The sequence below is a fragment of the Halolactibacillus alkaliphilus genome (assembly GCF_900115465.1).
GTDB lineage: Bacteria > Bacillota > Bacilli > Bacillales > Amphibacillaceae > Halolactibacillus > Halolactibacillus alkaliphilus.
On record NZ_FOWN01000010.1, the window covers coordinates 53223 to 74377 of the forward strand.

General features: G+C 38.2%; 26 protein-coding genes and 1 riboswitch. Of the genes, 1 reads left to right on the top strand and 25 read right to left on the bottom strand.

What is annotated here, in order from left to right; all coding sequences use genetic code 11:
* Nucleotides 1–15: 15 nt before the first annotated feature.
* Together BM163_RS06125 and BM163_RS06130 are read right to left on the bottom strand one after the other, a co-directional pair.
* Nucleotides 16–1518: a RecQ family ATP-dependent DNA helicase gene (locus BM163_RS06125; RefSeq protein WP_089801248.1), complete on the bottom strand. Its 1503-nt coding sequence runs from the start codon at nucleotides 1516–1518 to the stop codon at nucleotides 16–18.
* Nucleotides 1515–2570 carry a YpbB family protein gene (locus BM163_RS06130; protein ID WP_089801250.1) on the bottom strand — a complete coding sequence of 352 codons (1056 nt, stop codon included), beginning with the start codon at nucleotides 2568–2570 and terminating at the stop codon, nucleotides 1515–1517. Before BM163_RS06130 ends, BM163_RS06125 begins: the two co-directional genes overlap by 4 nt.
* Before the next feature lie 149 nt (nucleotides 2571–2719).
* On the opposite strand from BM163_RS06130, the gene BM163_RS06135 reads away from it, so the two are divergent.
* Nucleotides 2720–2944: a ferredoxin gene (locus tag BM163_RS06135; protein WP_089801252.1), complete on the top strand. Its 225-nt coding sequence runs from the start codon at nucleotides 2720–2722 to the stop codon at nucleotides 2942–2944.
* A 71-nt stretch (nucleotides 2945–3015) separates the two neighbouring features.
* Here the strand turns inward: BM163_RS06135 and BM163_RS06140 are convergent, their stop codons facing one another.
* From BM163_RS06140 to BM163_RS06250, 23 genes are all read right to left on the bottom strand, one after another.
* Nucleotides 3016–4245, bottom strand: coding sequence for a GerMN domain-containing protein (locus BM163_RS06140; protein WP_089801254.1), 1230 nt, complete (start codon nucleotides 4243–4245; stop codon nucleotides 3016–3018).
* Between the two features lie 5 nt (nucleotides 4246–4250).
* Nucleotides 4251–4772, bottom strand: a complete 522-nt coding sequence (locus BM163_RS06145) for a sigma-70 family RNA polymerase sigma factor (RefSeq protein WP_089801256.1) — start codon at nucleotides 4770–4772, stop codon at nucleotides 4251–4253.
* Between the two features lie 71 nt (nucleotides 4773–4843).
* A complete protein-coding gene (locus tag BM163_RS06150; protein ID WP_229675516.1) occupies nucleotides 4844–5350 on the bottom strand; it encodes an ECF transporter S component in 507 nt (168 codons plus the stop codon).
* A 5-nt stretch (nucleotides 5351–5355) separates the two neighbouring features.
* The gene (locus BM163_RS06155) at nucleotides 5356–5736 is read right to left on the bottom strand and encodes a DUF4430 domain-containing protein (protein ID WP_170243671.1); all 381 of its coding nucleotides are present in this window, start codon (nucleotides 5734–5736) and stop codon (nucleotides 5356–5358) included.
* Between the two features lie 77 nt (nucleotides 5737–5813).
* A riboswitch (cobalamin riboswitch) is annotated at nucleotides 5814–5980 on the bottom strand.
* Nucleotides 5976–7586 (bottom strand): sensor histidine kinase, encoded by a 1611-nt coding sequence (locus BM163_RS06160; RefSeq protein WP_089801262.1) that lies wholly within the window; start codon nucleotides 7584–7586, stop codon nucleotides 5976–5978. Its footprint overlaps the riboswitch before it by 5 nt.
* Complete coding sequence (locus tag BM163_RS06165) at nucleotides 7586–8302, bottom strand: response regulator transcription factor (protein ID WP_089801264.1); 717 nt, start codon at nucleotides 8300–8302, stop codon at nucleotides 7586–7588. The genes BM163_RS06160 and BM163_RS06165 overlap by 1 nt, the downstream gene beginning before the upstream one ends.
* A 107-nt stretch (nucleotides 8303–8409) precedes the next feature.
* Nucleotides 8410–9150 (bottom strand): pseudouridine synthase, encoded by a 741-nt coding sequence (locus tag BM163_RS06170; RefSeq protein WP_089801266.1) that lies wholly within the window; start codon nucleotides 9148–9150, stop codon nucleotides 8410–8412.
* Between the two features lie 103 nt (nucleotides 9151–9253).
* A complete protein-coding gene (locus BM163_RS06175; RefSeq protein ID WP_089801268.1) occupies nucleotides 9254–9772 on the bottom strand; it encodes a hypothetical protein in 519 nt (172 codons plus the stop codon).
* Nucleotides 9773–9774: 2 nt separating this feature from the next.
* Nucleotides 9775–10359 carry a hypothetical protein gene (locus tag BM163_RS06180; protein ID WP_089801270.1) on the bottom strand — a complete coding sequence of 195 codons (585 nt, stop codon included), beginning with the start codon at nucleotides 10357–10359 and terminating at the stop codon, nucleotides 9775–9777.
* Complete coding sequence (locus BM163_RS06185; RefSeq protein ID WP_170243672.1) at nucleotides 10350–11120, bottom strand: D-alanyl-D-alanine carboxypeptidase family protein; 771 nt, start codon at nucleotides 11118–11120, stop codon at nucleotides 10350–10352. Before BM163_RS06185 ends, BM163_RS06180 begins: the two co-directional genes overlap by 10 nt.
* A gap of 146 nt (nucleotides 11121–11266) precedes the next feature.
* On the bottom strand, nucleotides 11267–11851 hold the full coding sequence (gene scpB, locus BM163_RS06190; RefSeq protein WP_089801274.1) for an SMC-Scp complex subunit ScpB: 585 nt from the start codon (nucleotides 11849–11851) through the stop codon (nucleotides 11267–11269).
* Nucleotides 11844–12584 (bottom strand): segregation/condensation protein A, encoded by a 741-nt coding sequence (locus BM163_RS06195; RefSeq protein ID WP_089801276.1) that lies wholly within the window; start codon nucleotides 12582–12584, stop codon nucleotides 11844–11846. The genes scpB and BM163_RS06195 overlap by 8 nt, the downstream gene beginning before the upstream one ends.
* Nucleotides 12585–12733: 149 nt before the next feature.
* The gene (locus tag BM163_RS06200; RefSeq protein WP_371859491.1) at nucleotides 12734–13057 is read right to left on the bottom strand and encodes a GNAT family N-acetyltransferase; all 324 of its coding nucleotides are present in this window, start codon (nucleotides 13055–13057) and stop codon (nucleotides 12734–12736) included.
* Nucleotides 13058–13135: 78 nt separating this feature from the next.
* A complete protein-coding gene (locus BM163_RS06205) occupies nucleotides 13136–13573 on the bottom strand; it encodes a peptidylprolyl isomerase (protein ID WP_089801280.1) in 438 nt (145 codons plus the stop codon).
* Between the two features lie 14 nt (nucleotides 13574–13587).
* Nucleotides 13588–14883, bottom strand: coding sequence for a diaminopimelate decarboxylase (lysA, locus tag BM163_RS06210; RefSeq protein ID WP_258390165.1), 1296 nt, complete (start codon nucleotides 14881–14883; stop codon nucleotides 13588–13590).
* Between the two features lie 128 nt (nucleotides 14884–15011).
* The gene (locus BM163_RS06215) at nucleotides 15012–16460 is read right to left on the bottom strand and encodes a spore germination protein (protein WP_089801282.1); all 1449 of its coding nucleotides are present in this window, start codon (nucleotides 16458–16460) and stop codon (nucleotides 15012–15014) included.
* 47 nt (nucleotides 16461–16507) lie between these two features.
* Complete coding sequence (locus tag BM163_RS06220; RefSeq protein WP_089801284.1) at nucleotides 16508–17245, bottom strand: SigF/SigG family RNA polymerase sporulation sigma factor; 738 nt, start codon at nucleotides 17243–17245, stop codon at nucleotides 16508–16510.
* 1 nt (nucleotide 17246) lies between these two features.
* Entirely contained in the window at nucleotides 17247–17681 is a 435-nt protein-coding gene (gene spoIIAB, locus BM163_RS06225) for an anti-sigma F factor (RefSeq protein ID WP_089801286.1), read from the bottom strand.
* Nucleotides 17681–18031 carry an anti-sigma F factor antagonist gene (gene spoIIAA / locus BM163_RS06230; RefSeq protein ID WP_089801288.1) on the bottom strand — a complete coding sequence of 117 codons (351 nt, stop codon included), beginning with the start codon at nucleotides 18029–18031 and terminating at the stop codon, nucleotides 17681–17683. The genes spoIIAB and spoIIAA overlap by 1 nt, the downstream gene beginning before the upstream one ends.
* A gap of 205 nt (nucleotides 18032–18236) precedes the next feature.
* Nucleotides 18237–19121, bottom strand: a complete 885-nt coding sequence (gene xerD, locus BM163_RS06235; protein ID WP_089801290.1) for a site-specific tyrosine recombinase XerD — start codon at nucleotides 19119–19121, stop codon at nucleotides 18237–18239.
* A 54-nt stretch (nucleotides 19122–19175) separates the two neighbouring features.
* Nucleotides 19176–19631 carry a ferric iron uptake transcriptional regulator gene (fur, locus tag BM163_RS06240; RefSeq protein WP_089801292.1) on the bottom strand — a complete coding sequence of 152 codons (456 nt, stop codon included), beginning with the start codon at nucleotides 19629–19631 and terminating at the stop codon, nucleotides 19176–19178.
* 107 nt (nucleotides 19632–19738) lie between these two features.
* A complete protein-coding gene (locus BM163_RS06245) occupies nucleotides 19739–20338 on the bottom strand; it encodes a stage II sporulation protein M (RefSeq protein ID WP_170243673.1) in 600 nt (199 codons plus the stop codon).
* A gap of 115 nt (nucleotides 20339–20453) precedes the next feature.
* On the bottom strand, nucleotides 20454–20999 hold the full coding sequence (locus BM163_RS06250; protein ID WP_089801296.1) for an NUDIX hydrolase: 546 nt from the start codon (nucleotides 20997–20999) through the stop codon (nucleotides 20454–20456).
* Between the last annotated feature and the right edge of the window lie 156 nt (nucleotides 21000–21155).

Genomic DNA, 21155 nt, shown 5'->3' on the forward strand with positions numbered 1-21155 from the left:
CTTCCCATAACACGCTTAGCGATGTGGACATAGTTTCTGTTTTAATTTTTCTTCCCACAATGCATGGTGTTTTGGCGTTTCTATTTGTATCGGTAAGAACGTCTCCAATATAAAGCCGCAGTATGAACAACAACCAAAGCGAGAAGATTTCGTCGTTGTTTGAAACGGCTGGTAAACTGCCTGTCTAATACAAGACGAGTTATTTAGCGCTTGCATGAGTTCGATAAGTTTTTTTCGTTTGAATTGTTGCCGCAACTGAAGTGTCGCTTTCCATTCAAGCTTAAATGTCGTTGAGAGCTTACTTTGTACAATACTATTATTATCAGCGATAATCTGATGATTATCAAGATAGTTTTTAATGTACCGCATAAGAATATCATTTAAATCATGTCGCGCAAAAAAAACCTCTTCATCAAACACCGCTTGATGAGCTAGCGTTTGAAATAGATCATCCAATACATGTTCTTCAATCATCTCGCTCTCAATCAATCGTTCCGTTATCAACCAATCATTCTCTGACATTAACACGATACTCACACTATGAAGTTGATCACGTCCCGCTCGACCTACCTCTTGAACAAAACTTTCTATTTGCGTCGGTAGATGATAATGAATGACCAGACGAACATCTTTTTTATTAACACCCATACCAAAAGCGCTCGTCGCACAAATCACATCCAAATCACCTGCTAAGAACTGTTGCTGAATCAGCATCCGCTCTTTATTTTCTAAGTCACCATGATAATAGGCGACGCGATGGCCAGTTAAGGCAACGTGTAACATCTCTGTCACCCGCTCTACTTCCTTTTTGCTGGAGAAATAAATGATTGTTGGGACATGATAAGTGGTTAGACATTTTACCAAATAACGATCTTTTTCATAAGCAGAAGCGAGCTTTTCAACAACAAAACTAATGTTGTCGCGATCAATGACATGTAAGTGCTCTACCAATGTTCTTGAACTAAAATGCCTAAGAATATCCCGCTTCACGTCTGATGTAAGTGTGGCTGTAACGAGTAACAATGTGGGGTGACTTAGTGACTGGAGCACGTCTTCTAACCGCATATAGTCTGGTCTGAATTCGTGTCCCCACTGAGAAATACAATGCGCTTCGTCTACAACAAAAAAGCTAATGGGTAAAGCTCTTAATCGTTTTAATATCCACTGTTGCTGAAGCAATTCTGGTGATACATATAATATTTTTAGCGTCGCTAATTTCTTTAGGACATACTGCCGCTCTTCCTTCGTATTAAAACTATTTAATGCCGCAACAGACTTAATACCAAATGAACGAAGTTGCCGAACTTGATCTTCCATCAGTGAAAGTAGCGGTGTTACCACAATTGTTAAACCCTCATTCATTAAGGCCGGTAGTTGATAACAAATAGATTTACCAGCACCTGTTGGTAAAGTTAAAAGCACATCGCGCCCTTGATTTAGATCATCAATAACGGCTTCTTGCCCTAATTGAAAGTGATCATAATGGAAAAAATAGTTTAACGCTTCTGATGCATTCATAATGTCAGCCCTTCTTTTGATTTAACTAAAACAAGCCTTACATGAAAGTATGGAATATCTTCCGGTAACGCCTTCTTGATTAGGGTCAGTTTGTGTGTATTTAACTCACTAATCACCCGCATCACCTTCTTGATTGTCAATGGATCAACGTACGAATCAATCCGAAATTCCGGATCCAAAATACAAATTTCAACCAAATGATCTTCGATTGTTCCCCTTTTTAACTGACGCATCTCGACTAACTCCTCTAATGTACACCCCTTTTTTACGAGTTGATACGTTTTGATGGCAGAGCGCGTCATAAAGCGTTCAATAGCTGTTTGATTAACTGATCTTGGTAACAGCTCTGTTAGGATGGTTTGATTTTCTATGCTAAGTTTCATTAGATGCGTCTCAATCATTGCCAAGGTCAATAATATGTCAGACACTGTCATGTTGTACTGCACCTTTAATTGTTGTAATGACGCGCCACTGCCACTATAAGTCGACAGACGATCCAAATAAATATGACGCATATTATCGGGGTACTGTTCTAGAACCTCACGTAAAAAACGGTAACAGTCCTCTAACCAATCTATTAGTTGATGGTTGTAACGTTTGTATATTTGTTTAACAAAAGCTTGTATCGTTACATCTTCTTCTACAGGCATAAACCCTTTTTGTTGCATCACACGATAAGTGAACGTTTGGATTGTTAGATAAAACCTTGCTGTGAAGATTTGTCTGTCTTTATTGGAATTACTTACCGTAAAAACATTGAAAAAACGTGCCATTTCATGTTGATCCAAGTAAGCGATACCCTCTTTCGTGACTCGCGTCATTTTTTCGTTTAAAACTTCTAGGTAGCCCTTACTGACCAAAAAAGCAATATCATGATTGAAATCTAACCTTTCATAGTTCGGAAGGATATTTAAAAAAGGTTCTAAGTTAAACAAATTGGTATCTTGTACGATTTGCGATGACTTTTTCCCAGTCAATATGTGAAAAGCAGCGGCTGGTGAACGGTCGCCGTCAAGTTTCCTTAAAATATACAAAAGTAAGTAGTTAATCACATTTATCACCTTCTTATGAAATAATCATAGCAGTCTCTTAGTAAAATTACGACCCTATTTTAATTGATTGCCAACTAAAGGTTGTGTAATCTTATAAATCGTCTTAAAATAAAAGAAGTGTAAGTGAATGAAGTGTTGGAGGGTATACTATGTGTTTTTATACGAAAGTTGATAAAAGCTTGTGCATTGCTTGTGGTTCATGTGGGGCACTTGCACCAGATATTTATGATTATGACGAAGAAGGTCTCGCCTATAATGTATTAGATGATAACACCGGCGTGGCACAAATACCGGCATTATTTGAAGATGATTTAATTGATGCTAAAGAGGCATGTCCAACGGAAGCTATTACTGTTCAAAAAACGCCCCACTAAAGGCATATCACACATCAGAAAAGGTACGTCAATAGCTATTGACGTACCTTTTCTTATCTATCAACGTTCATTTACTCTATTACTTGTAGTGGATTGATACCGATTGGCACGTCGAGTGCCTTATTTAATTCATAAGGGCCAACACGGTCTTCTGTCATGCCTTCAATCATAATCATCACTTCATCAAAGTAAAAGCTCTTAGCTGTAATTAAGATAGCTTCTATCATTTCCTGAGTTGTAGTATTATCTCCAAGTACTTCATGCTGATCAAAAGACAACCGGACTTGTTTTTCTTGGGATAAATCTAACGTATAAGAAACCCCTTCAGGAATGGACGATTGAATATCGGTTGCTGGAACAGGTTCCTGCATATCCACAAGAGCCTCATCAATTGTAATAAATCGCTCACCATTTACTGTTCGCTCTATCGGTACAATAAGTTTATGACCTGTAGACGTCTCTAAGTACTTGTAACTTAGACCTTGAACCGGTGATAAGTCAAAACGATCCATCACTCCAAACGGACCTAAATCAACAGAATCGCCCACTTCATCCTGTATCACAAGCGATTCATACGCATCTGCAAACATAAAGCGTAACGTTTGATCAAATATCGCTGCCTGATCCGAGCTGCCTACTGAACGATTCATCTCATCTAAGTCATTAATAGTTAAGACAAGTTCCGCTTGCGTTTGGGTAAATGTACCAAACTCAAAAGCTTCTCCTGTTAGGCCTAAGAAGGGAAACTGAAAAGATGATAACTGTTCATTATAGTAATCCAATGAATGCTCTTTTGCTGTGATCACGGTAAGAGGAACGGGATACATGGCATCATCGCTCATACCAACAACCGTCACTAAATGACGTTCTAAAAGGTCATCTGTAGCGTTAACTATATAACGACCAGTTATACCTGGAATATTTTCTGTTTGATAAGGGTTCATTTGAGATAAATCAATATCACTTTTTGGCATTATGATATCTTCTTGTTCACTAAATTCAACAACATCTGCTTCGCCTCTGTTTTCTCTCGCCATATCAAAGGCATAGTCAGAAACGGTTGTTTCGGATGCCTGATCTGTAAACAGCTGATTTTGCACTAATATCACAACAAACACCACTAGAATGATGGTTGCTAGGGCTGGAAAGATGGTTGCATACTTGCTTCTCGGTTGTTTTTGTTCCGGTTGAAGCTGCGTTTCAATTTTTTTGTATAATGATTCTTTAGCCTGTGGCGATTTGATAGGAGGTAAGGCATTCAACCGTGTCATTATTTTCTCTTGCTCATCTTTCTTTTTCATAGCTGTCACCCCTTTTCATTATCTCCCATAAGCTGTTGCAGTTTCTTGATTGCCCGATGCTGTGTTGTTTTTACTTTACTTTCAGTCCATTCAAGTATGCGCGCGGTATCATGTATCGACATGGCTTGAATAAACCGCAAAATAATCACATTTTTTTGATCAAGTGTCAGTTTATCTAATTGCGCATAGAGTAATTGTTGTTCTTCACTTAATACAAGAATCTCTTCTGGTAGTGGTGCTGTCGATTGGACAGTTAACCAATCATCTTCTTTATTAAATAAGCCAAACCACTTATTCTTTTCGCGTTGTTGCTTTCTGAAAAAGTCCATCACCGTATGACGCGCAATAGAGAAAAGCCATGTCTTTTCGCTGCTCTCCCCACGAAAGTGTTGGTGAGACTTTAGAACCTTTATATAGGTTTCTTGAATGAGGTCTTCAGCTGCTTGATGATTTTTCACTAAGTAAAAAATATATTGATAAACGTCTTGATGATAAGTGTCATATAAATAATCAAATGTGGTCTTCATTAGCTAAGACCCCCTGTTTCCCTAAATTAGTCGTTCTATTTCAAAAAACGTTACACCGTGTGTATGTTTTTTTATTTGCGTTGGTTAAATCCCGTTAATTCTCGATTAAATAACAGTAAAAACGGACGATAAAGTAACATAATAAATAAAACATTGCTGATTGCATGATAAAAATCGAAGGGTAATCCAAGTATATAGTAGCCCAAAAACTTGCCAGAAACTAAGTAATTAATGAATGCAAAAAAGAAACCAAATAAAAAACCACTAAAGAAACCAAAAACACTTAACGTTAAACGCACATGTCGACGCACAAACTTACCTAAAAAACCAGCAATCACACCGATAAGTGACCAAGCAAGGATTTGCCATAATGTCCAAATACCCATACCAAGCGCTAAGTTTGTCAAGTAAGTCGTAATGGTAGCTAACATAAAGCCTGATAGTGGCCCTAAAAAAAAAGCCGATAAAATAATAATCGCCGTCACAGGTTGAACATTAGGTATATGCTGCATAAAAAAGCGACCAACGGTCGCCATCGCCGCTAACACAGCGATGAGCGTTAGTCGATACGTGGACATTCTCATTAACCTTCCCACTCATGTAAATCAAAATGAATCTCGTCACCATCTGATAGCTCAACATCAGCTGCACCAACCGGGCTTGGTTCTCCGTTCACATCAAAAAACCAGTAACGAGGCGCATCTTGAGAATGGCCTTCAAGTCCTTCAATGAAGCCATCACTTGTTTTTTCTACATCGTAACGTTCCGTTAACACATCCATTAACATAGCCCCATCATTTACAGTGAGGACTTCATCAACGATGCGTTCACTATCATTATCTAAACTGATAATCATTGTCACATCAATAGGATCTGTGATCTCTTCATTTGAATTTGTCGCATCTGCACCACAACCTGTAAGTAATCCAACAACAAGCAATAGGCTCAATAACCATTTTTTCATTTTCTTTTCCTCCATTATTTGGAGAATCAAACGCCTAGAATTATCCTAGGTTAAACGCTCAATCCTCGAAGCATTATCTATGATTAAATAAATGGGTAGGTCTACTGACTTGTAGCTTGCTACTAAGAACCCTTCCCATCAATAAGACAGTGGTATTGTTCTTTTCGATACTACTTACAGTTGCGAGGACAGTATTAGACTTTCACCAATTTCCCTGTTATACACCCGTTTATGAAATTTTAGTCATACAATTCTACATCTGGTAACACAATAGTAAATGTCGTTCCTTTACCTACATGGCTAGTTACGGAAATCGTACCGCCATGAGCCTCAACAATTTCCTTTGCAATCGCCAAGCCAAGTCCTGTGCCACTTTTATTACGTGTTCTTGATTTGTCCGCTTTATAAAAACGCTCAAATAGAAAAGGTAAATCCGCCTCTTTGATACCTTCACCTGTATCAATCACATAAAAATAAAAGCGTTTTTTTTCCTTATACACACGTAAGGTAATGGTTCCCTTTTTTGTATAGCGTAATGCGTTATCAATCAAGTTCGTAAAGACTTGTTCAAGACGATCATAATCAAACGTCAATACCTGTGCGTCTTCGTGCACATCTGCTACAACTTCAACTTGATTAAGGCTTGCTTTATGTTGAAATTTAGCTATTAGCCGATGAACAAAATCACGCACCGGATAACGCTCCCTTTGGAGTACCATGTGCCCTGATGTTAGTTTAGCAAGGTCTAATAAATCATTAACTAAGCGACCCATTCGCTTAGATTCCTCTAAAATCACTTGAGCCAATGCTCGTTGGTCTTCCAACGATGTAGCTACACCATCAACAATAGCTTCACTATATCCCTGTAATAAGGATATAGGTGTCCGCAATTCATGTGAAACATTAGCAACAAACATTTCACGTAATTGATTTAAATTCTCTTCTTCCGTTACATCACGCGAAATAATGACAACACCAAAAATATGGTTTTCACGGATAAGTGGTGAAAACAGCAAAATAAATGTGCGCCCTTGTACTTTGACATACGTTAGACAATTTTCGAGATTTTTCATTGTCATGCTAATGTCTTCTTCCCATTCTACTGGGATCATGTTAGTTGTTCGACTTGAATCTTTATGCAGTAAAGCTAATAAATTCTCTGCGTGGATATTGGACAAAAGCATATCATGATCAACATTTATCGCAATAACACCATCGTTCATCGCATTTAAAACATGATTAAGTATATCATCACGTTGCAATAATTGGTTAAATTGTTGCTCTAACTGTCGAGCCATTCTATTGAAACTTAGCATTAATTCGTCCGTTAATGACGATTGACTCACTACCCGTTCAGAAAAATCTGCCATAGCATAATTGAGTGCTTGTTGACGAAAAGGTACAAGCGCTTTTTTCATTCGCTTCACATTGTACCAATGAACCGACATCAACACAAGGTAAAAAAAGGCTAAAAAAAGGCGAAGTTGTGTCTTGATTGCAATCAGTTGATCATCTAGAATCTCATATGGTTGGAGAGCAATAAGGCTCGTTAAGTCAGACGCTGTATAATACAAATACTTTGTTTCATTGATTATTAGTACTTCATCAGACAAATACTCTGGTCCCTTATCGTTAAAAACTTCTTGGCTCATAAGTACAACATCTTGATTAAGATTAAGTGGTATGTCTACTGCATCGTTTTGTTCGACTAAACGTCGTAAATCCGACAAATAATCATGCGCTAATCGTGGCGCCATTATAGGCTCAACAAACAAAGGCACCAAAATAAAGGACATCACGACAATGACCAAAAACCAACGTGTTCGCCTAGAAAATACCCGTGCAATCATTAGTGATCATCCACTTCAAACTTATAACCTACACCCCAAACCGTCACAATCATCTGTGCGGCTTCTTTAGATACTTTACTCAATTTTTCACGCAACCGCTTTACGTGAGTATCGACTGTTCGTAAATCACCAAAAAATTCATACTTCCACACTTCTTTAAGCAATTGTTCTCGGTCATAGACACGTTCCTCATGACTAGCAAGAAAATATAACAACTCATACTCCTTTGGCGTAAGGGTTAATTCTTGACCTTCAACAGTCACCTTATGCGCATCATGGTCAATCACCATATACTTAAATTCTAGGACATTTTTCGTTGGTGTATCAGTAATTGTCACATCAACATGCGGAGAGCGACGCAAGAGTGCCTTGACACGTAAAACAACTTCCCGTGGACTAAATGGTTTTACGACATAATCATCAGCGCCTGCCTCAAAACCTTCAATGCGATGGTTTTCTTCCCCTTTGGCCGTCAGCATTAAAACAGGTGTTGTTTTTTCTTTTCTTAAAGCTTTGCATAAATCAATACCATTCATTTCAGGCAACATCAAATCTAATATAATTAAGGCATAATCGTTTTCTAGTGCCAATTGTAAGCCTTCATGACCATCAGCTGCTTCAGCTGTTTGAAACCCCTCACGACCGAGATACATCGTGATTAGCTTACGAATCCGGTCCTCATCCTCTACAACAAGTATGGTTTGTTGTTGTTCCATCTCTATTACCCCTTTCGTGCGTCTCCCATCCAGCTTTATGTGTCTTTTTTATTTATGAACACAAAAGTATTGCAAATAGTGAAAGATAGAACGTGTACAAGACACGTTTATTTATGTTGATCTAGTGCATGAGCTCTTAATTGTTTTACTTCATGTGGTGATAATTCTCTGTAATCGCCTGAGGTCATGCCTCGTAAATTAAGAAACCCGTATCGTTCACGCTTTAATTTCATAACAGGATAGTTTAACGCTTCAAACATGCGTCTTACTTGTCTATTTTTCCCCTCATGCAACGTGAGTTCAATAATTGATTGTCCCTTTTCTTTATTAACTGAAATAATCGTCGCTTCTGTCGCTTTTAATACATCACCTTCTGATTTTATTCCGCGCTTAAATTGTTGAAGCTCAGATTTAGTAGGTACACCTTTTATCTTCGCCACGTAGACTTTATCCATTTCATAACTCGGATGCATCATCAACTGTGCTAATTCACCGTCATTTGTTAGTAACAGTAAACCAGATGTATCATAATCTAATCGACCGACTGGGTAGACACGCTCTTGGACAAACGGCAATATATCCGTGACGACCTTTCTCCCTTTATCATCACTGACAGCCGAAATCACTCCACGCGGTTTATAAAGTAAAAAATACACACGTGATTCTTTTGTTAATTGGACACCGTCTACCTCCACGCGGTCGTTAGGTGTGACTTTTACTCCTAAGGTTGTCACTGTTTTACCATTAACTTTTACTCGACCTTCTTCAATCATCGTTTCTGCTTTTCTTCTAGATGTCACACCACTGTGGGCAATGACCTTTTGTAATCGTTCTGCATGTTGTTCCATATTTTCACCCTTCATCGTTCTAACATTTTAAACGCATTATTTTCTTTTACCACACTATTATGTTCTATTCTCTCAAATTATCGACATCTTCACAACTATTTCATCAAAAGAAAAACCATTTAGCGACTAAAACCGCCGTTATTATACCAATAAAATCGGCCGCAAGTCCAATACTTAATGCTTCTTTGGTCCTTTTAATACCAATTGCCCCAAAGTAAACGGTAACGATGTATAAGGTTGTATCTGTTGAGCCTTGAATAACCGAGGCCATTAAGCCAACAGCCGTATCCGGGCCATACAATTGATAAATTTCTTCTGTAACAGCTAATGACGCGGCACCCGAGACGGGACGCAGGAGTATTAATGGCCATAATTCAGCTGGAATAGCCCCCTTACCAATCATCGCTATTTTATCACTTAATACGTGGAAAATATGCGCATTTAATAATAGCTTCACAGAAAAAACGAGCGCTAATAAACGAATAAATAACATCGACATGCATTTAATCGCTTCTGTCGCTCCTTCAATAAATAAATCAATCGCTGGTAACCGCTTCACAAAAGCTGTTGCCGTGATTAATAAAATTATTATCGGCAATATATATTCACCAAGTGCCGCCATGACTAACGATCCCCACAATGACTTTTTGTATAGATTTTAACAAATCCCACCGCAACGATCGTAGTAATTGCTGACGTTAATATAACTGCCACTATAATACGACTAGGCATTGAAGAATGCGCAGCTGTTCTTAATGCAATGATCGATGTTGGGTATAAAGCCAAGCTTGAGGTATTAAGCACAATTAATGTCAGCATAGATTTTGACGGGCGCTCATTATTTCCATTAAACGCATGCATCAGTTGCATCGCTTTTAAGCCCAGGGGTGTTGCTGCATTCCCCAATCCGAGCAGATTAAATGTTATGTTGCTTGCGAGATAACCATAGGCTGGGTTCTCAGGTGTCACTTCAGGAAATAACCATTTTAACGGACGTCTTAACATATACGTTAAAGCAGCCAATAAGCCAGCGCTCTCTGCTATTTTCATAAACCCCAGCCAAAACACCATCATGACGAGCAAATGAAAACTAATGACAACCGTATCCTCAACACTTTCAATCATAAGCGGAACAATCACCGAGGCATTTGACGTTATAATAAGTGATAACATACCGGTAAAGACAAACGATAGCCAAATCATCGACATATTCTCACTCCTAACAATGGGTGAGGGACTATTTCGTTTGTCTCTTTTGATACATTCACCGTAGCCAATAACTGTTGATGGTCCAGCCAATCATTTGGGGCATTTAAAGTAACGACAATAATTGGTCGTTGATTTTTTTCAAACACTGTCATAAGTGTTCGACCAGCTGACTTTGTGTAACCTGTCTTTCCGAGTACACTAGGCGCCACATGATACTTCACTAACTTATGTTTATGAATCCAGGGGTAATCAACTGCTTGCGACTGATAAGCCCTGGCACCAGAAATATCAATAAACGCATTAAAACCTAAAGCGACTTGTGTCATCACCGCAAGATCATAAGCACTAGAATAGTGATTGTCACTATCAAGACCGTGCGCATTTTTAAAGCACGTATCATAAAGTCCTAACATGCGCGCCTTCTCGTTCATTAAAAAGACAAAACCCGCTTCACTACCACCAATCATTTCAGCAATGGCCACACTCGCATCATTACCACTTCGGAGCATCAAGGCATAGAGTAAGTCCCGTAATGATATGCGTGTACCTGGTTTTAGATAGACACTCGAACCTTCCATTTTACTCGCACGTTCTGATACAATCGTTTCATCATCCAATTGACCATACTCAAGTGCCACAATAGCTGTCATAATCTTCGTTAAGCTTGCTACATTCGCACGTTCTCTCCCCAGATGATCATAAAGAACCTCACCCGTCACACCATCAACTACAACCGCCTTTTCAAACGAAAAAGCTCTCACATCAGTTTGTCTCATCATTAAAAACATAAAAGAAACCAATACTAAATAAGTGAGCCATTTAAAACAACTATTCCCATGAGCCAATAACCTTCACCTCTTTTTGACATCTCATTTATATCTATGTCTAAAGAGGCGCATTCATACCATTACTCACTTAAGTCTGTTTTTTCATGATTAAAAAACAGATCTAATTCGTCATTAAAGTCCAAATCTGCCATTTGTTCCGTTAAAGGTGGTAACTCATCAATTGACTGCAAACCAAAATAAGTAAGAAAGTCGATCGTTGTTTTATATAAATGTGGTCGTCCTATCGTATCTTTTTTACCCGCTTCTTCAATTAAACCTCGTGACAATAACGTTTGCACGGGACGGTCACTTTTCACACCTCTTACCTCTTCGATTTCTAAGCGTGTGATTGGCTGATTGTAAGCCACAATGGCTAGTGTTTCAAGACTTGCTTGCGATAACTTATGTTGTTTATTTCCAACCACCAGTGTTTGCAAGTAATCGGTATGTTCTTTTTTAGTCGTCAAATAATAATGATCGTCAGCTTCAATAAGTTGAATACCTCGGCTCAACTGTTGATAATCCTTTTTTAATTCCAACAAAATATCTTTGGCTTTTTCTTCGTTAACTTCAAGAATAGATATGACTTGTTTCAGTGATAAACCATCTGATCCTGAAACAAAGAGTAAACTTTCAAGAATCCCCTTTAAATGACAATCACTCATCTACTTCCCTCCAACGATATAGAATTAATCGGTCAAACGTCTCTTTTTGCACACAATATATTTGCTTTTCTTTCATTAATTCAAGCATCGCCATAAATGTCACCACCATATGGCTTTTGGATGGATAAGGAAACAACGATTCAAAGTCAACGCCATCAGGTGCCTTATCTAGTGCGTGTAATACTTGATCCATTCGTTCTTTTATCGGCACATCCATTTTTTCAATCGTACGCGTCATTGGTTGCGTCCATTTTTTTCTGTCAAAAACTTTTTGCATCGCCTTTAACATATCATAAATAGACCCTTTATTATTCATGTCTACTTTTTTATGAGCAACAGCTAGCTTTAACGGTGGACGTGTGTATGTTTCATTCGCTTCTACTTGTCTATCATGCAGGTTCTCAGCCACTTCTTTATATTTTCTATATTCGATTAATCGTTCAATCAATGCTTCCTTTGGATCTTCCCCGTCATCATACACATATTCTTCTATTTCTGGATTTGGTAATAGCATAGAACTTTTAATCTGAAGCAAGGTGGCAGCCATGACCAAATATTCACTTGCGATATTTAATTCCAATTCTTGCATCGTATGAATGAAAGTCATATATTGACGCGTCACTTCACTCACGGGCAGTTCATAAATATCAATTTCTAGCTTGTTAATTAAATGCAACAGTAAATCTAGGGGACCTTCAAATAGATCCGTTTCTATTTTATATTCTAAGGACATTTAGCCACCTCATTTCCTTATTACTTACTGATATATGTACACGTAAATGAAATACACATGAAGCTTAAGATGTTTCGGCGTTTTTCCCATCATCATAATCCTAGTTAAACAGTAAAATACCACAGTACATGCTGTGGTATTTTACATATCTATTTACATTTACTTAGAAAGTCATCTGTTAGTTGATTCCCAACAACTTCGTAGGCATCGTATCTCTGACACAAAGCTTGCACCATTTGTTGGCCTATCCCGTTATCACGATGTGAAGGGTTTACACTTACATGTTGAATCGTTAACCGTTTTAAGTCATCATCCACATGTATTCCAATGGCGCCAATCATGTCTTCATGCTCTTTCCAAAGAAATAGCACATCCTCTTGATTTTCACTGTAGATTTTAATCGTCTCTTGAAGCTTTTTAATATCCTTTTCTTCCGTCGTAAACGATAATAGTCCCATTGCGATTTTTTCCATTGTTTTTTTAAACCTTATTAACATAATAACTCCTTACTAGACCAAAAGGTCATTTAAGTCTTTCGCGCACGGGTTGTGTTAAATTACCTCTACAATAACTTTCTCCATAACATCGCCTTGCTTAATACGTAATACAACATCCATACCTTCTATAACTTGACCAAATACCGTATGCACACCATCTAAATGTGGTTGTGGTTCATGTACTAAGAAGAATTGGCTGCCACCTGTATCTTTTCCAGCATGTGCCATAGAAAGAGAGCCAGCTACGTGCTTATGAGGATTCCCTTCTGTCTCACATTTAATTGTATAACCAGGTCCACCCATACCAGTACCTGTAGGGTCACCACCTTGAGCAACGAAGCCAGGAATTACACGGTGAAAAATAACCCCATCATAAAACCCTTTATTTGCTAAGGTTTCAAAGTTTTCAACTGTTTTGGGTGCTGCCTCTTCAAATAATTCGATGATGATTTTCTCACCATTCTCAAATGTGATTGTTGCTTGTTTTGTCATCTTTTATTCCTCCATTATTCATAGCTTAAATCATTTTGTGTCACATCAACGTACGTTTCCCGTTTCACGACTAATGTTGCTTTGTTGTTTTCAACAAACACCACCGCTGGTTTAGGAAATCTATTATAATGGCTTGCCATTGAATAGCCGTACGCCCCTGTACTAAATACTGCTAGTATATCACCTGGCTCAACTTCTGGCAATAAAGTATCATAAATCAACATATCCCCTGACTCACAACATTTACCCGCAATTGAACAAGGATACGTTTTAGGATGATTGGCTTTATTAGCAATCACAGCATCATATTTCGCTTGATAAAGCGCTGGTCTAATATTATCCGTCATTCCCCCGTCAATCGCCACATAATTCCTTACATGAGGAATCTCTTTCTTCGAGCCTATTTCATACAAAGTAATCGCTGCATCTCCAACGATTGCTCGACCAGGTTCTATCCATATTTCAGGTAAGGATAGCCCATATTTATGTGCCTCTAGTGTGACTTCATCGACCAATGCCCCGACATAATTTTCTAATGGGAGGGGCTCATCTTCATCTGTATACCGAATACCAAAACCACCACCGAGATTAAGGACGCTTGCTTGAAAACCATCTGCTTTGTACCAATCCGCAAGCACTTCGTATAAGCGTTTAATCGCCATGATAAAGCCATCTGTTTCAAAAATTTGCGACCCAATATGACAATGCAAACCTTTTAACCTGAGACCTTTAATCTGTTTAATTTCTTCATACGCTTGTTTTGCTTGATTTTTCAAATCAAAACCAAATTTCGAATCTTCATTACCTGTAAGAATATAATCGTGTGTATGTGCTTCAATTCCTGGTGTTACACGAATAAGTACATCCATCGTTTCATCAGCATCTACAAGCAACTCTTTTAACAACGCGATATCATGAAAATTATCAATAACTATACACCCAATTTTATGTTCGAGAGCCATGCGGAGTTCATCACGACTTTTATTGTTTCCATGTAAATGGACTTTATCCATTGGAAAATCGGCCTTAATTGCTGTGTATAACTCTCCTTGAGAGACAACGTCTAGGCTTAACCCTTCTTGCTTAGCTACTTGTAACATCGCAACAGAACTAAATGCTTTACTCGCGTAAGCAACTTGCGCTTTAATACCTAAACGTTTAAAACCTTCTACAAATGCTTGTGCATTTTTTCGAATTTTCTCAACATTATAAACAAATAAAGGCGTTTGAAATTCTTTTGTTAATGACACAACATCAAGACCAGCAAACACCATGTGACCTTTTTCATTTACCGTACTTAATTCACTCACCCGATTGCCTCCTTTAATCCCACTCTTATTTCGACATTGACTAAAGCACTTTGTCTTCGTCAAACTTATTTAGAATAGCATTAATTTATCATATCTTAAGTGAGTAATCAATAAAAAGCGCATGAATCTTATTTCTTGCTTCTACTGATTGATCGTTTTATCGACTTCAGTCGACTATGTTGATTTGATTTGCTTGTTCGAAATATAAGCCGTTTGAACATCTCCCAATCAAAGGGAATTACCGGCCATAAGTAAGGCACATGGAACGTTTTCGTTGTAACAAGAAAGAGAAATAAACCCACAATACCACCAATTAAACCCACCAAGTTAAGCCAAGCCGTTAACATAAGAAGTATTAGCCTTGTCACTTTATTGGCAATACTAAGTTCATAACTTGGTGTTAAATAGGAGCCAATCGACGCAATGGAAATGTAAAGAATTACTTCCGGAACGAATAAACCGACATCAATAGCAATTTGTCCAATAAGTACAGCCGCTATTAAACCCATCGCCGTCGTTAATGGTGTTGGTGTGTGAATGGCGGCCATGCGTAAAAACTCAATACCCATATCTGCTAAAAAAAGTTGGATAAATAAACTAAGTGTTGCTTCTTCTTGCGGACCAATAAAGCTTAAAAATGCTGGTGTATATTGCGGATTTTCCGCAAAAAAATACCACACTGGAACGAGAAACAACGATAGAAATACCCCAACGAAACGAATCCAACGAATAAACGTACCAATAAAAGGCGATTGCCGATACTCCTCTGCATGTTGCAGGTGATGAAAATATGTCGTTGGGGCGATCATCACGCTCGGTGAAGTATCCACAATAATGAGTAGGTGCCCTTCAAACAAATGTGCCGAGCACACATCCGGTCGCTCTGAATAGCGGACCAATGGGAATGGGTTATATCCTTGTTTTACTAGATATGTTTCCAATGTTTTATCAGCCATTGGCAGCGCATCAACTTCAATCATATGAAGTTCTTTTTTTATTATGTCTATTAAATCCGGGTCACATAACCCCTCTATATAAGATAAGCAAATATCTGTTTTCGATCTTTTACCAACTTTAATTATCTCATGTCTTAAATGTGGGTCGCGAATGCGTCGTCTGATTAAGGCTGTATTCTCGATTATGTTCTCAGTAAACCCGTCCCTGGAGCCTCTTACGACTCTTTCGGTATCAGGTTCTTCTGAATTTCTCCCAGGGTATTGCCTCACATCAATGAGGATAAACCGTTGATCATTATCGACAACTAAACAAATAAGTCCAGATAACACGTCTGTCATGGCTTTTGAAAAGTCATGACAGATAGTAACTTGTTGATGCGTAAGGCGATCATACAACAAGTCAAATACCGGTGATTTTCTCATTTGTTGCTGGATTTCCAAATTACCTAGTAAGCGAATTATTTGTTCTGTATCAGCTAATCCATTCACAAAATATAAATTAATTTCTACTCCATGCAGATGAAGTGTTCTTAAACCTAAATCAAACGACTGACCAAGCCCCATTTCTCTTGTCATCTTCTTTTTTATTTTCTCGCATTGCGCGTCCGTGTCATAAAGCATCTATATGCCCCTCCTTTTCACCCCAGTATAGGCGAAAAAGGCGCTTGCTATACACCCTGAGTCAAATACTGTTTCAATAGCTGTAAGCTCTTTTTTTCGAGTCTTGATACTTGCACTTGAGAAATAGCTAAACGTTTAGCTACTTCCATTTGGGTATAATCTTTAAAATAACGTAAATAAATAATAATTTTTTCTCGCTCAGCTAGACGATTAACACCATCTGTTAACATTAAATGCTGAATAATATCTTTTGGCTCACTCGTTAGTTTATCTAAACAAACAATAGCCTGACCATCACTCTCGTAAATCGACTCATAGATCGATTGTGGGCGCCTCACAGCTTCTTCGGCTTCCATTATGTGTTCAACACTTACCTCTAACACCTCCGCAAGTTCACTGAATGTAGGAGCTTCACCTTTTTCTTTGATTATTTTCTCTCGAGCATGGTGGGATTTAAGCGCTAGTTCTTTTAAAGAGCGACTTACTTTTATAGCACCATCATCACGTAAAAAACGTTGTATTTCCCCAATGATCATCGGAACAGCATATGTAGAAAATTTCACGTCATAGGATAAATCGAACTTATCAATAGCTTTAATCAAGCCAATTGATCCCATCTGAAATAAATCTTCACTTTCATAGCCCCGATGTTTATAGCGATTAACAATCGACCAAACGAGACGTTTATTCTTCTCTACCAAATAACTACGTGCATGTTGGTCATCGTGCTGAGCTTTAATAATCAGCGCTTTAACTTCCTCATCTTTCAATAAGTCCGTCGCCATACTATACACCTACTGAGACGTGTGAAAGCATTTTTTCTAGCGTAACTGTTGTGCCTTTTGATAGCGTAGATTCTATATGACAACCATCCATAAACTGTTCCATAATTGTAAAACCCATACCTGAGCGTTCAGATTCAGGTTTTGTGGTGAAAAGAGGAACCTTAACCTGTTCAATATCTTCAATGCCTTTTCCTTCATCCTTAATAACAATTATCAAGCGATCGTTATTTACGTGTAACTTGAGCTCTACGATGCCATCCTCATGTTCATAACCATGTATAATCGCATTAGTGACCGCTTCTGAGACTACGGTCTTTATGTCTGCTAATTCATCTATTGTCGGGTCATAAGGCATCATAAAACTTGTGACAATCATTCTAGCCAATCGCTCATACTCACTTAAACTCGGAAACTGAACAACGACTTCATTTTTCATCACGATACCCCCAGCCACTCACGTGCATCATACTCATCTTCAGTAAATGTAATAATTTTGAATAGACCCGATAAATCAAATAAACGTTTCACTTGCCTAGAAATAGAACAAATAACTAAACTGCCGCCATAACTTTTTAATACTTTATAGCGTCCTAGAATAACACCTAAACCTGAGCTATCAATGAACTCTACACCTGCAAGTGACAAAATAACATGATTAATAGGATAGGCTGTTAGATAGTGCATCCATTCCTCTCGTAAAAGATCGGTCTCATGGTGATCTAAATCTCCTATCAGGCGAACGATTAAACAATCATCTCGCACTTCAAACTCTTTTATTAATGACATAGTTTCTCTTCCTCTCTTGGATCAGTTTCCTCTGTTTTCGGGAAAGACCCGCCGATTTCCTGCCGGTACAGAAAACAAGTCACAGAGCGCTAAAAGAGGTAAAATCTCGACATGGCTATCACATGCATTACGACAAATAACCCTGAAAAAGTGGTTATACACTTCTTCAGGGCGTAAATCAAAAAAACATCCGAGACATGACTACTCATGCTCTCGGATGATACGTTTTATAAATTGATGCTAGACGCGTATTGGTCACATGTGTGTATATCTGGGTCGTAGAAATATCACTATGACCTAACATCTCCTGAACAGACCGTAAATCCGCACCGCATTCTAATAAGTGTGTGGCAAATGAATGACGCAATTTGTGTGGTGAAATATCTTCATTGATCCCGACCTCTATGGCACGTTGTTTAATCAATTTAAAAAAACCTTGCCTTGACAATGGATTCCCGTGATGATTAACAAATAGGATTTCATGATTTTTATTCTTCATAAGTGCTGGGCGATAATACACTAAATAATCTTTGACCGCTTCGCTCGCCTCTTCACCAAGTGGGACAATCCGTTCTTTGTTACCTTTACCGAATAAACGAATAAACCCAATATCTAAATGTAAGTCTGCCAGTTGAACACCAATACACTCAGATACTCTCAAACCAGTCGCATACATTAACTCGAGCATCGCTTTTGTTCGTGCTTCTAGTGGGGATCGAACTTGTATATCTAGCAACAAGGCCACCTCATTGACTGATAAGACATTCGGTAATGTTTGCTTCTTTTTAGGCGTGTCAATATGTAAACTTGCATCGTGTTTTGTCTTTTTTTCGCGTTTTAGAAATTGATGAAAAGAGCGCAGTGTAGACAACACCCGTTGGATTGTCGCTTCACTTTGCCCTCGGTCTTTAAGGGTATATAAATAATTAACTACGTGCACACGTTCTACAGTTTCCCAATCTGATATATCATGTTCTACTAAATAGCGATGGTATTTTTTAAGGTCGCGCGTATATGATTCAATCGTATTTTCGCTAAGACCACGTTCGATCTTTATATAATGGATAAAATCTCTCATATCGTGTTCCATCTTATCCCTCGTTTCTAATTGTAAAAGACAAAAAACCACAGGGACACTGTGATTTTAATTGTTAGCATTGTTTTTTTGTTGGCACTTACGGCAAATGCCGTGAAAGGTTAGACGATGATCTTTGACTTGGAATTGCCACTCATCTTCAATTTTCTTTTCGACGTCCTCTAATAAATCTTCAACAATTTCTTCAACAGCACCGCACTCCATACATACTAAATGATGGTGAAAATGTGCTGCACCTTCTTTTCTTAAGTCATAACGTGACACGCCATCACCAAAATTAATCTTATCAACAACTTTCAATTCCGATAACAGCTCAAGTGTGCGGTAGACTGTCGCTAGACCAATTTCAGGTGCTTTTTCCTTTACGAGCAAATAGATATCCTCTGCACTTAAATGATCTTCTTCTCGCTCAAGTAACACGCGTACGGTCGCTTCCCGTTGTGGGGTCAACTTATAACTTTGAGCATGTAATTGCTTTTTAATACGTTCTATACGATGTTCCATCCCGGAAACCTCCCTACTTTCTCAATTATAGTCAGCTACCGTCAGGCTGTCAATTAAAATAATTATTATTTGTTAATGATTATCATTAGTTTTTTTTAGAATAACTATCAACTAAAAACTGACATGATATAGGGGTATATATACGTATAGTAACTACTTTCAAGTACTGAAAGTAAAGCGACGACAATAAGATACACGATGAACCGGTAGTGATATTGCCTAAGTTTTGTTGATAGTTGCGCCGCAACAGCCGGGGCGTGTTTAAAAAATAACTGTCGGTGAATCAAAAGGGCATAAACACCGAAACAACAGGTTAATGGTAGCAAGATGAGTTGATCAATGATTAATACACTAAAAGCAATGCCTACACCCCTTAGTTGAAATGTTGAGATACAAATAGCAACAGTGTATCCAATGCGCATGCCTAGTACAAGCCACCCAAAATATATCAGTGGCACACCAATAAAAGATAAACTACCAATATAAATGACGATAAAAACCCATGCATTTTCAAGTAAAATGAGGCCATACATCTTCAATGTCCAGGCACTCACATGTGTATTAGGGAGCGTCAGCGTTAAATGGTCTGTTAAATAGGTGACCGATAAATAGCTACCAAGAAGAATACCAAGAAATAATGCGACGAGTAATGAGATGACGATTCGTTTGTGCTGGCTAACGTGATAAAAGAGCTGAGTTTGGTTCAATCGTTGTCCCTCCATAGATTAACATCATAGATTATACACCTTTTTTTAATCTATGAGTGGACGAAGAAAAACATGTTAGCGTATCTATAGAAATTAGCTAACAGCAGGCGGTTGATCAATCAAAACCACGTAACTTTAAGTATTGTACCGCATACATCGTTTTAAGGTCATGAATGCGCTCCCTTTTAATCAAGTCGTCCAATTCAGCCATGGTGTAACTTTGACATTCCAAAAACTCATCTTCATCTAACGCTTTTTCTTCGGTTAAAGGAATAAGTTTATCTGTATAATAGAGATATATTAGTTCATCACAAAATCCTGGCGTCGTATAAAAAGAGGTGACATACTCTAAATGCTCTGTTGTAAATCCTGTTTCTTCTTCTAATTCTCTAATCGCAGTTACTTCTGGAGCTTCATTTGGTTCTAGCTTACCAGCAGGAACTTCAACGAGGGCTTTTTCTAACGGTTTACGGTATTGCTCAACCATAATAAACCGTTTATCTTCCGTCACAGCGATCACGGCCACAGCACCTTGATGTTTAACAAGCTCCCGAATAGAAGTTTCTCCATTGGGTAGTCGCACGTCATCCACACTCACTTTAATAATTTTACCGTTAAAAATTTCTTTAGTCTTTATTGTTTTTTCTTCAAATTTACTCATGTCCGAACGCCTCCTGTTTATGTAGAAACTATTTGTATCGCTGCCAATCCATGTCACTTTCATTTAACGAACTTAGGCAAGAAGTCTCCCTCCTCAAGCTCCGTCAGGAGCTAGGTGGGAGATGAATTGCCAATTGTTGTTATGATTTTTCACTGT